The 14,869-nt window shown below is 69.0% G+C and carries 15 protein-coding genes; 11 read left to right on the forward strand and 4 right to left on the reverse strand.

Annotated features, from left to right (window positions below; genetic code table 11):
- The first annotated feature begins 175 nt into the window (after positions 1-175).
- From ACFSXZ_RS33250 to ACFSXZ_RS33260, 3 genes are all read left to right on the forward strand, one after another.
- Positions 176-1,393, forward strand: a complete 1,218-nt coding sequence (locus ACFSXZ_RS33250; protein WP_378269662.1) for a CapA family protein — start codon at positions 176-178, stop codon at positions 1,391-1,393.
- A gap of 93 nt (positions 1,394-1,486) precedes the next feature.
- The gene (locus ACFSXZ_RS33255; RefSeq protein WP_378269663.1) at positions 1,487-1,867 is read left to right on the forward strand and encodes a hypothetical protein; all 381 of its coding nucleotides are present in this window, start codon (positions 1,487-1,489) and stop codon (positions 1,865-1,867) included.
- A gap of 18 nt (positions 1,868-1,885) precedes the next feature.
- The gene (locus ACFSXZ_RS33260) at positions 1,886-2,500 is read left to right on the forward strand and encodes a DUF2267 domain-containing protein (RefSeq protein WP_378269664.1); all 615 of its coding nucleotides are present in this window, start codon (positions 1,886-1,888) and stop codon (positions 2,498-2,500) included.
- A gap of 11 nt (positions 2,501-2,511) precedes the next feature.
- On the opposite strand, the gene folE is transcribed toward ACFSXZ_RS33260, so the two are convergent.
- Positions 2,512-3,111, reverse strand: a complete 600-nt coding sequence (gene folE, locus ACFSXZ_RS33265) for a GTP cyclohydrolase I FolE (RefSeq protein ID WP_378269666.1) — start codon at positions 3,109-3,111, stop codon at positions 2,512-2,514.
- 111 nt (positions 3,112-3,222) lie between these two features.
- Between folE and ACFSXZ_RS33270 the strand changes: the two genes are divergently transcribed.
- Together ACFSXZ_RS33270 and ACFSXZ_RS33275 are read left to right on the forward strand one after the other, a co-directional pair.
- Complete coding sequence (locus ACFSXZ_RS33270) at positions 3,223-3,951, forward strand: helix-turn-helix transcriptional regulator (protein ID WP_378270086.1); 729 nt, start codon at positions 3,223-3,225, stop codon at positions 3,949-3,951.
- Between the two features lie 65 nt (positions 3,952-4,016).
- Complete coding sequence (locus tag ACFSXZ_RS33275) at positions 4,017-4,895, forward strand: universal stress protein (RefSeq protein WP_378269667.1); 879 nt, start codon at positions 4,017-4,019, stop codon at positions 4,893-4,895.
- An 11-nt stretch (positions 4,896-4,906) separates the two neighbouring features.
- Here the strand turns inward: ACFSXZ_RS33275 and ACFSXZ_RS33280 are convergent, their stop codons facing one another.
- Positions 4,907-5,341: an RrF2 family transcriptional regulator gene (locus ACFSXZ_RS33280; RefSeq protein ID WP_378269668.1), complete on the reverse strand. Its 435-nt coding sequence runs from the start codon at positions 5,339-5,341 to the stop codon at positions 4,907-4,909.
- Positions 5,342-5,463: 122 nt separating this feature from the next.
- Here ACFSXZ_RS33280 and ACFSXZ_RS33285 point away from each other — a divergent pair, with 122 nt between their 5' ends.
- A complete protein-coding gene (locus tag ACFSXZ_RS33285) occupies positions 5,464-6,048 on the forward strand; it encodes an Rv1733c family protein (protein WP_449224299.1) in 585 nt (194 codons plus the stop codon).
- A gap of 88 nt (positions 6,049-6,136) precedes the next feature.
- Complete coding sequence (locus tag ACFSXZ_RS33290; RefSeq protein ID WP_378269671.1) at positions 6,137-6,667, forward strand: DUF3455 domain-containing protein; 531 nt, start codon at positions 6,137-6,139, stop codon at positions 6,665-6,667.
- A 240-nt stretch (positions 6,668-6,907) separates the two neighbouring features.
- Here ACFSXZ_RS33290 and ACFSXZ_RS33295 read toward each other — a convergent pair whose 3' ends face one another.
- Positions 6,908-7,858, reverse strand: a complete 951-nt coding sequence (locus ACFSXZ_RS33295; RefSeq protein WP_378269672.1) for an anti-sigma factor RsbA family regulatory protein — start codon at positions 7,856-7,858, stop codon at positions 6,908-6,910.
- Between the two features lie 96 nt (positions 7,859-7,954).
- The gene (locus ACFSXZ_RS33300) at positions 7,955-10,972 is read right to left on the reverse strand and encodes a HAMP domain-containing protein (protein ID WP_378269674.1); all 3,018 of its coding nucleotides are present in this window, start codon (positions 10,970-10,972) and stop codon (positions 7,955-7,957) included.
- A gap of 99 nt (positions 10,973-11,071) precedes the next feature.
- On the opposite strand from ACFSXZ_RS33300, the gene ACFSXZ_RS33305 reads away from it, so the two are divergent.
- The 4 genes from ACFSXZ_RS33305 to ACFSXZ_RS33320 all read left to right on the forward strand — a co-directional run bounded on the left by ACFSXZ_RS33305 (position 11,072) and on the right by ACFSXZ_RS33320 (position 14,811).
- A complete protein-coding gene (locus tag ACFSXZ_RS33305) occupies positions 11,072-13,381 on the forward strand; it encodes a SpoIIE family protein phosphatase (protein ID WP_378269675.1) in 2,310 nt (769 codons plus the stop codon).
- A gap of 17 nt (positions 13,382-13,398) precedes the next feature.
- Positions 13,399-13,731 carry an STAS domain-containing protein gene (locus tag ACFSXZ_RS33310; protein ID WP_378269677.1) on the forward strand — a complete coding sequence of 111 codons (333 nt, stop codon included), beginning with the start codon at positions 13,399-13,401 and terminating at the stop codon, positions 13,729-13,731.
- 129 nt (positions 13,732-13,860) lie between these two features.
- Positions 13,861-14,280, forward strand: coding sequence for an anti-sigma factor antagonist (locus tag ACFSXZ_RS33315; protein WP_378269679.1), 420 nt, complete (start codon positions 13,861-13,863; stop codon positions 14,278-14,280).
- 36 nt (positions 14,281-14,316) lie between these two features.
- Complete coding sequence (locus ACFSXZ_RS33320; protein ID WP_378269681.1) at positions 14,317-14,811, forward strand: ATP-binding protein; 495 nt, start codon at positions 14,317-14,319, stop codon at positions 14,809-14,811.
- Positions 14,812-14,869: the final 58 nt, after the last annotated feature.

Genomic DNA, 14,869 nt, shown 5'->3' on the forward strand with positions numbered 1-14,869 from the left:
GATGGGTCAATCCGGGCGCTCACGCCCATCATCGTCCTCCCGGGCGGGTCACCGGGTTTCCCCGGCGATCTCCAGGATCGCCGGTCCGGCGCGCGCTGTCGCGGGCCGAAAGTCACCGTTTTCCAGGACCCGCGTCTCTGCTCCCGGCAACGCCGGTCACCGCATACTCGGCGCCATGGCGGTCGGGGTCTTCCTGTGCGGCGATGTCATGACCGGCCGGGGTGTCGACCAGATTCTCGCGCACCCGGGGGATCCCAGGCTGTCCGAACACGTCGTCACCGACGCGAGGACCTACGTGCGGCTCGCCGAAGAGGCCAACGGTCCCATTCCGCGGCCGGCCGCCTGTTCCTGGCCGTGGGGCGAGGCACTGTCGCTTCTGGACGAAGCGGCGCCGGACGCGCGAGTGATCAACCTGGAAACCACCGTGACCGCGGACGGCCGGTTCGCGCCGGAGAAAGCCTTGCACTACAGGATGAATCCGGCCAACCTCGCCGTCCTGACCGTGGCACGGCCGGACGTGTGTGTACTGGCGAACAACCACATGCTCGACTTCGGACTCACCGGGCTGGCGGACACGCTGGACGCGCTCGCCGGGGCCGGGTTGCGCACCGTGGGGGCGGGACGCGACGCCGCGGAGGCGGTACGGCCCGCGGTCGTCGAGATCCACAACTGTGGGGGGCACGGCCCCCCACGCCCCCCGCAGGGGGCAAGCCCCCAGACCCCTGTGTTCTGTGGGGGGCACCGCCCCCCACGCCCCCCGCAGGGGGCAAGCCCCCAGACCCCCTCTCGACACCGGGTGCTGGTGGTCGCGGCCGGGATGCCGTCCAGCGGAGTGTCGCGGTTCTCGGCGGCGACCCCGGCAAGGCCCGGGGTGGCGTTCGTTCCGGACACTTCCGCCGCCAGCGCGGACGCGCTCGCCGCCAGCGTGACCGCCCACAAGCGCACTGGCGATGTCGCGATCGTTTCCCTGCACTGGGGTACCAACTGGGGCTACACCGTCGACTCCGGTCAGGTCGGCTTCGCCCACCGGCTGGTCGAGTCCGGTGTGGACATCGTGCACGGGCATTCCGCGCACCATCCGCGCCCGATCGAGATCTACCGCGGCGGGCTGATCCTGTACGGCTGTGGCGATCTCGTCAACGATTACGAAGGCATCGGCGGTTACGAGGCCTACCGGGCCGAACTTCGCCTGCTGTATCTGGCCGATGTGGACATCACCGGGCACGAGCGTTCGGTTTCGCTGCGGATGATTCCGCTCCGGGCCCGCGCGATGCGGCTCGAACGTGCCTCCGCCGCCGACGCGGAATGGCTTCGCGCGGCGCTGGAACACGTCAGCAGACACTGGGGCACCCGGATCGGGCGCGGACCCGATGACACCCTCGCCACCGCTTGACTCCACCACGACGGCACCCGCCCTGACTCCAGAGCACCGGGAAGTTACCTTCGCCCCTACCAGCGCCGCCCGCCTTGCGCCGATCATCGCAGCATGAGCGCCAGGTATCTCTCTCCCCGCGAGCGGCGGTCCACCGCCCAGCGCGCGATCGACGCGCTCGGCACCGATCGTCGTAACCACGTGCTGTTGCGCGTCCGTTGTTCGGCCAGCCACCACGTGGGGACCGTCTACCGGACCGACGTGGGACCGGTGTTCGCCTCCATCGTCGGGCCCCGTCCGCACGGCAGCCGGGACTTCGTCGACGAGGCGCACGGACCGCGCGGGCGGGGACGGGAGTACGTGGATCTCCTGGAGGGGGGCAGGCACGCCGACGACCAGGTGCCGGCCTACTGCGAGTGCGGGGCGCATTTCCTGTCCCGCAGCGAACTTCTGCACGCGCTCGCGGCCGCCGAACGGACCGTTCAGATCCAGTGAGCCCTAGGAGGAAGCGCCATGACACACCGCACCGATCCCCTCGCGCATGCCCAGCACACCGCCCACGAGTGGTTGGGTGTCGTCGCCGCACGGCTTGGCACCGAAGACCGCGACTACGCCTACCGCACGCTGCGAGCGTGGCTGCACCTCGTGCGTGACCGGCTCACCGTGGACAGCGCGGTGCACCTGGCCGCCCAGTTGCCCGAGTACTTCCGCGGAGTCTTCTACGACGGCTGGGTACCGAGCCGGGTCCCGGTCCGTTACGACGCGGCCGAGTTCACCGGGCTGTTCGCCCGCGAAGCCGGGATCAGCGCGGCCGATGTGCCCGGCGCCTCGGGCGCGATTTCCACCGCGCTGAGCGAACTGTTCTCGCCAGGACAGCTCGATCACGTCTTCGCGTTGATGCCCGCCGGTCTCCGCGGCGAACTCGGCGGCGAGGCACCCGTGCCGCCCGCCCCGCGGAAGTCACCGGAGCATCTCCGGCTGAACGCACTGGAGGACACCGTGCTGGCGCTGTCCGAGGCGGTGGCCGCACTTGCCCGTGGCCTGGAGGAACTGCCGACCGAGGAGCCCGCCCGCGGCCGCGTCGCGAAGGCGGCTCAGGAGGCGCACCGGATCTTGATGGCCAAGTGAGCGTCTCGTGTTCAGGCGTTGATTCCGGTGAGCGCGAAGAACTCCTGACGTGACCGGGCGTCCGTGCGCAGGGTGCCGAGCAGGGTCGAAGTGACCGTGCTGGAGCCGGTCGCCCTGACCCCGCGCAGGGTCATGCAGGTGTGTTCGGCCTCGATGACCACCCCGACACCCTTGGGGCCGAGCTGCTCGGCCAGCCAGTCGGCGATCTGCTTGGTGAGCCGCTCCTGCACCTGCGGGCGGCACGCGAAATGCTCCACGACTCTGGCCAGTTTGGACAGTCCGAGGATGCGTTCACCGGGCAGGTAGCCCACGTGCGCGACGCCCACGAACGGCAGCAGATGGTGTTCGCAGAGCGACCGGAGCGGGATCGACCGCGCCAGGACCAGTTCGTCGTACTGCTCGTCGTTGGGGAAGGTGGTCAGGTCGAACGCCCGGGGAGCCAGCAGTTCGGCGTACGCCTGGGCCATCCGGCGTGGCGTGCCCCGTAGGCTTTCCGACTCGAGCGAAATGCCCAGCGCGGTCAGGAGTTCCGCGGCCGCGGCTTCGGCGGCAGGCAGGTCGGGACCGGTCTGTGGCTGATGGACCACGCGCAACGCGGACGAGGACTGCATCGGGCTGCCTTTCCTTATTTGACCAACTGATATTGGTCTTATTCGAGCCATGGGTCAAGATGTGCTGGCAGAGATCGTGCTGTTCGAGTTGAAACTATGACGTTGAGCGATATGGTGGATGCTGTGAGTGGGCCGGTTGACCAGGGCGCGATCCGGGCGGTCGCGGCGTTGGACGACGACCTCCGCCGGGGCATGTACACCTTCGTGCGGCAGGCGCGGCGTCCGGTGACCCGCGATGAAGCGGCCGCGGCGGTGGGGATTTCGCGGAAGCTGGCGGCCTTCCATCTGGAAAAACTGGTCGATGCCGGCTTGCTGCGCTATGGGATGGATGCCCGTGGCGCGCCGCGAAAGGTCGGGCGCCGTCCCAAGGTGTACGAGCCCGCGGGGAGCGTGCAGGTGGCGATACCGGCGCGCCGGTACGACCTCTTGGCGGACATCCTCCTCGACGCGGTACTCGGGCAGGCGCAGGGGGAGCAGGCGCGAGAGGTCGCGATCCGGGTGGCCACCGAGCGGGGCGAGCGGATCGGCGCTGCCGAGCGGGACCGTCTCCGCCCGGGACGACTGGGGGCGGAACGGGCGCTCACCTTCGCGCAGACGCTCCTCGCCGGGTACGGCTTCGAACCGCACCGTGACTCGCCGACCACGGTCACGCTGGGTAACTGCCCATTTCACTCGCTCGCGGAGCGCGCTCCCGCCCTCGTCTGCGCCCTCAACCGGGCCCTCGTCCAGGGGATTCTCACCGGATTTGACGTCACCACGGTGGAAGCGGGTCTCGCTCCGGCTCCCGGCCGGTGCTGTGTCGAACTCGCGGCGACGGCGTCACGGGAACGAAACGTGTAGGCCAGTCACCCTATTGAGGACTTCGTGCTCTGCCATTCGGGTGCCCTTCGGGAAAACCTGGAGGAGTGACCGAGACGGTTCTGGTGGGGGTCGATGGCACGGCGTCCTCGCTGGACGCGGTGCGATGGGGCGCGCGTGAAGCGGCCAGACGACAGGTGCCGTTACGGCTCGTCCACGCCTACTGGGTGCCCGGCCACGACTTTCCCGAACTGGAGCTGACCGACGAGGACGTACGCGCCGAGATGCGGCGCTTCGGTTCGGACCTGCTCACCCGGGCCACCCGCGTGGCGGTCGAAACCGAACGGGCCCTGCTGGTGGAGACCGAACTGCGGGCCGGTGATCCGCGGGTCGTGCTGCTCGACGAGTGCCGTCGCGCGGGCCTTGCCGTGCTCGGTTCGCGGCAGCTGAGCGCGGCGGGAGGGCTGCTGGTCGGCTCGATCGGGCTGACGCTGGCGATCCAGGGACGGTGCCCGCTCGTCGTGGTGCGCGGTGTGCCGGTGGACCGGGGGCCGGTGCTGGTCGGCTCCGACGGGTCGCCTTCGGCCGAGGTGGCGCTCGGCTTCGCGTTCGCCGAGGCGGATCTGACCGGTGCCACGCTGACCGTGGTGCGGACCTGGGACGGGATCCCGACCGATGCCGCGACCCGCCACGAGCTGGAACGCCGGTCGCTGGACGAGCAGCTTTCCCCGTGGCGCGAACGCTTTCCGGGTGTGACGGTCGACCCGGTGGTGGTGCGCGGCAAGCCGGGGCCGGTGTTGGTGGAGTACGGGCGGCACGCGCGGCTGGTCGTGGTCGGCAGCCGTGGCCATGGCGAGGTGACCGGCCTGCTGCTCGGCTCGACGAGCCAGCGGTTGGCGAGGCGCTCGCCGTGCCCGCTCGCCATCGTCCGGGCGGACATGCACGTGAACGTGGTCCGGGAAAGCCCGGGTTGCCGATCGGGGTGAGAGACCCTTGGTTATCGGGGTGCGATCACAGGTGCGCCTAGCCATTGAAGTCGTGAGCGTGGCGGTGACGTCAGATCGCGCACGGTGATCGGGTCGAGCGAGGCGTAGAACGCATCCTGGGCGGTGCGCAGAATTCCCCGGAGGCGGCAGGCGCCGGTCAGCGGGCAGGGTGGGTCGTCGTGACAGCCGGCCACGTCTCCGCTGCCTTCGAGTTCTCGCACGAGCATGCCCAGTGACGCCTGAGGACCGCTCGGACTCAACGTCAGTTCGGCCCGGCCCCTCACGACACCGAGCCGCCGCAGGCGATCCACCACATCGGCGATCTCGGTATCGGTCGCACCCACGGAACGGGCCACCGCGTCCGGGGTCAGCGCACCGCTTTCCCCGGCCTGGGCCAGCCGCAGGACCACACGCAGCGCGAGATCCGTGAACTTCGTCAACCGCACGAGGAGCACGGTGCACAAGCCATGTGTCCGCCCCGTACCGGGCGTGTCACCAGGATGTGAAGACCGAACCGTTCACCGTCCGGGTCCGTGTCAGGGGCACCAACACGGCAGGAGGTAAGAGGATGCGTGGGGGTGGATTCAGACGGTGGTGGCGTTTGGTCCGGGCCGGACGGAACACCTTGGCCCGGCGGAGTGACCGGGTCGAAGCCGGTCTGCTGGTGGCGGCGATCGTCTGGTGCCTGATGGCGGTACCGGTCGCGGTCGCGGTCGGTTCGATGGTGCGGGCGCACGAACTGCCGGTCGTGCTCGGGCAGATGGCGGAGCGGCACCCGGCGAGTGCGGTCACGCTCGCCGATTCCGCTCCGGTCTCGGCGGGGCTGGCGATCACCACGTCGCAACAGGTTCCTGGGCGGTGGCGTGGACCGGACGGGCAGGACCGGACCGGAAACGTCCCCGTCGACCCCGGTTCGGCCACGGGCACCGTCGTGCCGATCTGGCTGGACCGTGACGGCAGGGTCACGGCTCCGCCGATGACGCCGGTCGACGCGGACGCGGCGGCCTGGGGCTCCGGTTTTCTCTTCTTTTCCGGCGCGTTCGCCGCGGCCGCCGGAGGGATCTGGTTCGCGCGCCGTCTCCTCGATCGGCGTCGTGCCCGGCAGTGGGACCGGGAATGGGAAAGTTTCATGAGTGAAGAGAGCAGGTATTGAAGCTGTGGCCAGCATAGAAAGCGAATCGCGCACCGGGGGCACGGACCCGGTCTCGCCCCGCTCCACCGTCGTCAACATAATCGCGGGCATGAAGAAAAGGAAAATGCTTGTCGGTCTCCTGACGGCCGCGCTCGCCACCGTGGCGGCGGCCGGAACCGCCTCGGCCGCTCATTCCGACGGGCCGGTGCCGAAGGAAGTCCAGGTGCCCGACGGTGCCAGGCAGATCGTCGCGATGCACGGCCACGGTGTGCAGAAATACCAGTGCGCGGACGGCAAGTGGTCCCTTCTCGAGCCCGACGCGATCCTGGAAGAGCACGGCGTCGCCAAGATCCTGCACACGCGCGGGCCGGTCTGGACCTCTGTGGTGGACGGAAGTTCGGTGCAGGCGAAGGCGATCGGGACCTCCGCGGTCGACAATGCGATCCCGCAACTGTTGCTCCAGGCGACCAGCCACAGTGGCGCCGGCCTCCTCGCCGATGTCGGTTACATCCAGCGTCTGCACACCTCCGGCGGTGTCGCGCCGACCGGTTCGTGCACTGCCGACCAGGCGCCGGTCTCCGTTCCCTACCAGGCGGAATACGTCTTCTGGACCGACGTCACGGCGCCTTCCGGTAACTGATTTCCCCCGCTGATTCCCTTTCCCGCGCCGATGCTTCAGGCCCCGGCGCGGGAAAGGGAAGATCCGCGCCGGTGAATTCCGTGTGAGGTCACCGCGAAATGCCACTCGGGAAAATACTGTGCCGATCGTCACCAATCCGACCACAGAGACGGCGGAAACGGGTCTATACAGCCAGATTGGCTGCGGTCCGTCTCCGCCTACTTTTGGTCGGATTGGTAAATGACAGAGACCCGGGGGCGTTCAGGACACGTGGCAGTGCACGTGGAGCGTGGTTCCGGACGGCGAGGTGTACGTCCGGACCAGGTCGGCCAGTTCGTTGACCAGCAGCAGACCCCGCCCACCGAGTCGTCCCGGCGGGCTCGGCCGCCGTCCGGCGAGCGGATCGGCGAGAAAGCCGCCGTCGTGGACCTCGCAGACGACATCGCCGTCGGCGGCCTCGAACCAGATCCGCACCCGCGCGCTGCTCCGCGCGTGGACCACACTGTTGGTCGCCAACTCGTTCACGATCAGCACGAGGTCGGCGACCCGGTCGGAGGCCAAGCCCATTCGTTCCGCGTGCCCGGCGGCGAAGCGGCGCACGACGGGCAGGTCGGACTCCTTGTCCACCAGGAATTCCGCGGCGTCCAGCGGCGAACGCAGAGGCTCGTTGTATTCGGCCACGACGCGGTCCGGGGCGTAGTCGCCGCTCGCGGAGGCCTGCTCTCCCTCCCACACCAACGGGTGGGTGGCGCGGGCGTCGGAGAGCATGCGGTCGCTGAGCCGGTCGGCGTCATAGGGACACACGATCGTCGCGTCGCGGCCGTCGAAGGATCGGTTGATCAAGGCTTCGTGTTGCGCGCAGGCCGGGTACTCCTTGGCACTGCGGCCCAGCCACACCGGCTCGCCGATGATGCGGACGTGCCGGTCCGGATACCGGTCGGCGAAATCGCGCAGCACACCCGGAATGATCCGGCCGGGGTTGCGACCCGCCACGGACATGTCGATCAGGCGGACCTTCCCGGACGCGCTGCCCAGCGCGCCGGACAGCATCGCCAGCCGGGCGGCGGGGACGGCCACGGCGACCGGCTCCTGGCGCGAGAGTCCCTCCTCCACAAAAGGAACGAGACCGGCCAGATACTCCGCGTCACCCCGATAGAACAGAGCCGGATGGACGAAGCTGCCACGCTGGGTCGAAGCCGTCACAGCACTCATCTCTTTCGTCCCTGGAGAATCCACATCAAGCGACCCCTGGTTGCCCGTCTTCCCGCTTCTCAAACTCCGGCACGGTCACTGAACCGATGCCGTTGCTCACTGGAGCCACCGTTCGACGCAGGTCAGCAGGTCCGCGGGCTCGACCGGCTTGATGAGGTAATCGCTCGCGCCGGCTTCGATGCATTTCTCGCGATCCCCGCGCATCGCCTTGGCGGTGACCGCGATGATCGGCAAACCGCTGAAGCGCGGCATTTCGCGGATGGCCGCGGTGGTGGCGTAACCGTCCATTTCCGGCATCATCACATCCATCAGAACAAGATCGAATCCGTCGTCCCGCCGCAGCGTGTCGATGGCGTGGCCGCCGTTGGACGCGCGGACCACGATCGCCCCCTCGGCCTCAAGGACGCCGGTGAGCGCGAAGACGTTGCGCGGATCGTCCTCGACCAGAAGGATCTTGCGGCCGTGCAGCACCACGTTCCTCGGTGGCTTCGGCTCTGCCTGGTCGGTCTCGATCGTGGGCAGGACGATGGGTTCCTCGATGGGTGCGGTCACCGGCAGGTAGAGGGTGAAGGTGCTGCCGCGGCCGAGTTCGCTGTCCACCCGGATCTCGCCGCCCAGCCTGCCCGCGATCTCGCGGCTGATCGACAGGCCCAGACCGGTGCCGCCGTAGCGGCGGCTGGTGGTGCCGTCGCCCTGCTGGAAGGCGCCGAAGACGGTCTCCACGTTCTCCTCGGCGATGCCAACGCCGGTGTCGGTCACCGCGAACGCGATCCGGCTGCCGGCCCTGCGTACCCGCAACTCGACCCCGCCCGACTCGGTGAACTTGACCGCGTTCGAAAGCAGATTCCGCAGCACCTGGCGCAGCCGTTGCTCATCGGTGACCAGTTCGGTGGGCACGTCGGGATCGGCGGCGACGGAGAACTCGAGGCCTCGTTCCACGGTCAGCGGGTGGAACGTGGCCTGCACGTAGTCCAGGAGGCCCTGCAACGGGAACGGCGCGGGATGCACGTCGACCTTGCCCGCTTCGACCTTCGACAGGTCGAGGATGTCGTTGATCATGCGCAGCAGGTCGGTGCCCGCGGAGTGGATCACCTCGGCGTACTCGACCTGTTTGGCGGTGAGGTTCCGGTTGGTGTTCTGGGCCAGCAACTTGGCCAGGATGAGCAGGCTGTTCAACGGCGTCCGCAGTTCGTGGGACATGTTGGCGAGGAATTCGGACTTGTACTTCGAGGCCAGCGCCAGTTGTTCGGCGCGCTCCTCGAGTTCCTCCTGCTGCGACCGGAGTTCCGCGGCGAGGCGCTGCGACTCGGCCAGCAACGCGTCGGTGCGGGCACCCGCGATGATCGTGTTGAGGTTGACGCCCAGGGTGTCCAGCAGCTGTTCCAGGAACGTCCGGTGCACGTCGTTGAACGGGGTGAAGGCGGCGATTTCGAGCACCCCGAGCGTCCGGCCGTCGAACACCACGGGCAGCACGATCAGGCTGGCCGACGGGGATTCCCCGAGGCTGGAGGAGATCTTGACGTATCCGGGCGGTGTCCGGTCCACCACGATCGGCCGCTGGCCGCGCGCCGCCTGCCCGACCAGGGACTGCCCGAACTCGACCGTGACGGGCCCGGTGTCGGGCGCGCCGTAGGCGGCGATCCGGCGCAACCGGCCCGGCTGGTCGGGGTCGGTGAGGAAGAACGCCCCGAACTGCGCGCCGATGATCGGGACGAGTTCGTCGAGGATCAGTTCGGCGGCGGTGGCCAGGTCGCGGTGACCCTGCGCGACACCGGAGATCAGCGCCAGGTTGGTCTTGAGCCAGTCCTTTTCCTGGTTCGCCTCGGTCGTCTCGCGCAGGGACCGCACCATCGTGTTGATGTTGTCCTTGAGCTGGGCCACTTCGCCCTGGGCCTCCACCGTGATGGACCGGGTGAGGTCCCCGGTGGCGACCGCGCCGGCCACCTCGGCGATCGCGCGCACCTGCCGGGTCAGGTTGCCCGCCAGCTCGTTGACGTTTTCGGTCAGCCGCTTCCAGGTGCCCGACACGCCTTCGACCTCGGCCTGCCCGCCGAGCCTGCCCTCGCTGCCCACCTCGCGGGCCACCCGGGTGACCTCGGCCGCGAACGAGCCGAGCGTGTCGACCATCGTGTTGATGGTGGTCTTCAGCTCGAGGATTTCGCCGCGCGCGTCGACGTCGATCTTGCGGGTCAGGTCGCCGCGGGCGACCGCGGTGGTGACCTGGGCGATGTTGCGCACCTGGCTGGTCAGGTTGTTGGCCATGGAGTTGACGTTGTCGGTGAGGTCCTTCCACGTCCCGGCCACGTTCGGCACCCGCGCCTGGCCGCCGAGGATGCCTTCGGTTCCCACCTCACGGGCCACCCGGGTGACCTCGTCGGCGAAGGCCGAGAGCCGGTCGACCATGGTGTTGATGGTTTCCTTCAGGTCTCGGATCTCGCCACGGGCGTCGACGCGGATCTTCTGCGACAGGTCGCCCTGGGCGACCGCCGTCGCCACCTGGGCGATCGAACGGACCTGGCCGGTCAGGTTGCCCGCCATCGAGTTCACCGAGTCGGTCAGTGCCCGCCACGTGCCGCCGATGCCGGGCACGCGGGCCTGGCCGCCGAGGATGCCGTCGGTCCCCACTTCGCGGGCGACCCGGGTGACCTCCTCCGCGAACGCGGAGAGCTGATCGACCATGGTGTTGATGGTGTTCTTCAGTTCCTGGATCTCGCCGCGGGCGTCGACGCGAATCTTCTGTGACAGGTCGCCGCCGGCCACCGCGGTAGCGACTTGCGCGATATCGCGTACCTGACTGGTGAGATTTCCCGCCATCGCGTTGACCGAATCGGTGAGGTCTTTCCAACCACCCGACACACCGGTCACCTCGGCCTGGCCGCCGAGGTTGCCGTCGGTGCCGACTTCCCGGGCCACGCGGGTCACCTCGGAGGTGAACCGGGCCAACTGGTCGACCATCCCGTTGAACACGCGCGCGATCTCGTCGGTCAGCTCGTCACCCGCTTGCGGGAGCCGAGTGCCGAAGTCGCCGTCACGCACCGCTGTCAGTCCGGCCAGCAGTTGCTTCAAACGCGGGTCGTGCCAACCCTTCTCCACGGTTTCCATGGTCTCGGTCACGGAAAGCACTCCCTCGCTGTTTGTGCCATAGCGGCCGTTACCGAAGAATCTACGCTGAATGGCTAGTATGGATTTTTCCGGCGGTGAAAGAGGGGCACGGTGACGGCCCAGGAGTCCGGTACCGACGCGGGCGCGGCCATAGCGCGGCTCACGGGCGTGATCGAACGGCAACAGCATGAGATCGAGCGGCTACGCCGGGGCGAGGCGAGCCGGCGGCTGCTCCAACTGGCCCAGGGAATGCTCATCGAGCAACTTCGGTGCGGGCCCGCGGAAGCCGCCGAACACCTGGACAGGCTGGCTGAACGGGCCGGCGTCCGGCCGGTCGAACTCGCCGCGGATCTCGTCGGCAGCGCGGTACCGGACGACGAGCCGGACGAGTCCGGTCGTCGCGCGCTGACCGAAGCGGCCGTGCAGGTCGCGCGTGACGGCTCCGAACTGGCCTCCGCGGTACTGGAAGAAGCGCTCGGCGCGACCGGTGCGGTCGCCGTCGCGCTGTGGCACCTCTGCCCGGATGGCGCTCTGGAGCTGGCCGGGTACGCGGGTTTCGACGCGCTCGAAGCGAGCCGGTGGCGCCGCTTGCCTCCGCAGATGGACGCCTTGCCGCAACGTGTGGCGCGGAGCGGGCGCCCGCTGTGGCTGGGCGACACCGACGAACTCCGTATCCCGTTGTTCGGCCGCTGGCCCGGCGCGGCCCGCGCGGTCCTCCCGTTGTCCGGGCCGAAGGGCCAGGTCGGGGTCATGGCGGTGGTCTGGCCGTCGAAACGGCGGAGCTTCCCGGCGCCGCTGCGACGCGAACTGACCGCGCTCGCCGACGTCTGCGCGCGCACCGTGGATCTTCGTCTCGCGGTCGGTGATCCGCTGCGGCCCGCCGAGGCCGCGATGATCGGTTCGGGGCTGCTCGCGCGCCCGGTGCACGACACGGCGGGCACCGTGATCGACTTCGAGATCACCCATGTCGGCGAGCATCTGGAGGACCCCTCGGGGCGCCCGCCGCACGAACTGGTGGGCCGTGGCCTGATCCAGGCGTACCCGTGGCTCGGCGCCAGCGAGGCGTTCGGGCGGGCGGTGGAGGTGCTGGAGACCGGCGCCCCGTGCCGGCTCGACCGCGTGCGGTGCGCGACCCAGTCGGCGGAGGGCATCGTCCCGTCCCTGGCCCGGGTGCGGATCATCCGGTTCTTCGATGGCGTGCTGATCGACTGGCGGCTGGACAACGACATCGACCGGCTCATCGGGTTGCTGGAGAACATCCAGCGGCTCGGGCACATCGGCGCGTGGGAGCACCACCTGGCGACCGGGGAGACGACCTGGACCGGCGAGACGTTCGAACTCTTCGGCACGCCGGGTTCGCCGGACCCGCTGAACCCGCTCGACCTGCGTGATCACGTGCATCCCGGCGATCTCCCCGCCCTCACGGCTTTCCAGGACACCTTGCGGCACGGGCAGGAGGCGGCGGCCACGTTCCGTCTCGTCCGCGCCGACGGCGCGCTCCGCCAGATTCGCGGCCATGCCGAACCGGTGTTCTCCGAAGCCGGTGCGGTGATCGCCTTTCGCGGTGTGTATCAGGACATTTCCACGCAGTACCAGAGCCAGGTCGCACTGGCCGCGACGCGGGACCGGCTCGCCGACACGGAGGAGGAGGTGCGCCAGCAACACCGCGTCGCCCGCCGTCTGCAGCAGGTCATCCTGCCGCCGTCGGTGCGCACGGTCGACGTGGGCGGCCTGGAGATCGCCGTGCGCTACCGGCCCGCGGAGGAGGAGCACAAGGTCGGCGGCGACTGGTACGACGCGGTGACGCTCGCCGACGGCCGGGTACTGCTGGTCATCGGCGACGTTTCGGGACACGGGATCCCGGCCGCGACCGGGATGGTCGCCCTGCGGAACATGCTGCGGGGCCTGTCCACCACCGGCGCCGGGCCCGCCCGCTTGCTGTCCTGGCTGAACGCGACCGCGGTCCAGCTGGCCATCGGCACCACCGGAACCGTCCTTTGTGGACTCTACGACCCCGCGACCCGGATACTGCGCTGGGCGCGTGCGGGGCACCTGCCGCCGCTGCTGATCCGGGACGGCACGGCGGAGTTCCTTCCGCTGCCCGAGGGCATCCTGCTCGGTGCGATCCCCGACGCGGAATACGAAGAGCGGGAAACGGAACTACGCGGCGATGACACCCTCGTGCTCTACACCGACGGCCTCATCGAACGCCGGTCGGTGCTGATCGACGACAGCCTCGACCGGCTGGCCCGCAGCGCCTGCCGGATCGACGGCGACGTCGAGCGGGTCACCGAGGAACTGCTCCACCACGCCTCCACCGACGGCGATGACGACACGTGCTTGATCGTGATCCGGCTGTGCGCCCCCGGCGTGCTTCACTCTGCTACAAAGAACGCCAGTCGGGTATCTTCGGGTGGTTGAGCGACCGCGGAGCGAGCATGAACGGCCAACTGCTGCAAGTCGCCACTGAGCGCAACGGTTCCGGTGTGGTGGTGCGCGCCGCGGGCGAGGTGGACATGAACACCGTGGTGATGTTCCGGGAGGCGCTCGAGCAGGCTTGCGTGGAGGCGACGCCCTCGGTGCCCGTCGTGGCCGATCTCAGCGACGTGACCTTTCTTTCCTCGGCGGGCCTGACGGTCCTGCTCGACATCCACCATCGGTGCCGCGACCAGGGCACGCCGTTGTCCGTGAAGGTCGGGCACCGGACGGTGACCCGCGCGCTGGAGATAACCGGGGTGGACCAGGTCCTCGACCTGCGGCGGACGAGCTAGACCATCCGCAGAACGTGGAGAGTTCCAGGTCAAGTGAGTCGTGGAACGAGAGCCGGCTGACCGAGGCGAGCCCTGGTCACGAGAGCGGCTGGGTAGGTTCAGCAAAAGGCGCTGAGCTAGTGTCCTTCCGTGATACCAGCCGGCGACGAACTCACTCCCGACGGCAGTGAGCGCGCTCAGTACAGACCCGAGCGCGAACAGCTGATGAGTGCCCGTTCCACCGATCACGAAGGCTTCGTGGTCGTGACCGTGGACGGTGAAATCGACGGGCTGACCGCGCCGCGCCTGCGCGCCCTGCTCGCCGAGGCGTTCGACCGCCTCGACGGCCGGACGCTGGTGGTCGACCTCAGCGAAGTGGAGTTCCTGGGTTCGGCAGGTCTCCGTACCCTTCGCGACTGCGCCCTGGAGGCGGTGAACCATCGCGGCTTCCAGCCACTGCGGATCGTCGTCGACGAACAACGTCCGGTGATCAGGCCGATCGAAATCGTCGGGCTCGATCAGGTTCTCGCGCTCTACCACACCGTGGAAGACGCGGTCACGCTCCAGTAACCGAGCAGGAACACCGAAAGCTGGGACAATATCATCGTGCCCCCCACTTCCGATCAGGACGAGCACTCGATCCACGACGCCGAGGCGGCGCGGGACACACCCGATCCCGGACTGCATCTCGTCCTGAGTGTGGAGTGGGTCACCCCGTCGATCGCGCGTGACCGGCTCCGCCGCTGGCTGCGGGCGCACCGCTGGGCTCCCGCGAGCGTCGACGAACTCGTCCTCGCGATCAGCGAAGCCGTCAGCAACAGTATCGAGCACGGCTACCGGGTGTCTCCCGATCAGGCGGACGATCTGGTGGCCCACCCCAGCGTCATCGAGCTCGACGCGAAGATCGTGCACGAAGAGGACGGCCGCCGCGCCGAGTTCACCATCACCGACAGCGGGCGCTGGATGCGGCCCGGGCGGGACCGCGGCAGCCGTGGCCACGGCCTGACCATCATCCGGGCCTGTGCCGAGGAAGTCAGGATCGAGGGCGGCGAGACGGGGACGACCGTGTTCCTCCGTAGCCGTCCGGTACCGCCCCTGTGAAAGTGCCGTGAAAGCGGCCAAGGGAAAGGTGTTCACGCGAACGGCTTCGCGGGCACGA

It is taken from the genome of Amycolatopsis pigmentata (assembly GCF_042684065.1).
GTDB lineage: Bacteria > Actinomycetota > Actinomycetes > Mycobacteriales > Pseudonocardiaceae > Amycolatopsis_E > Amycolatopsis_E pigmentata.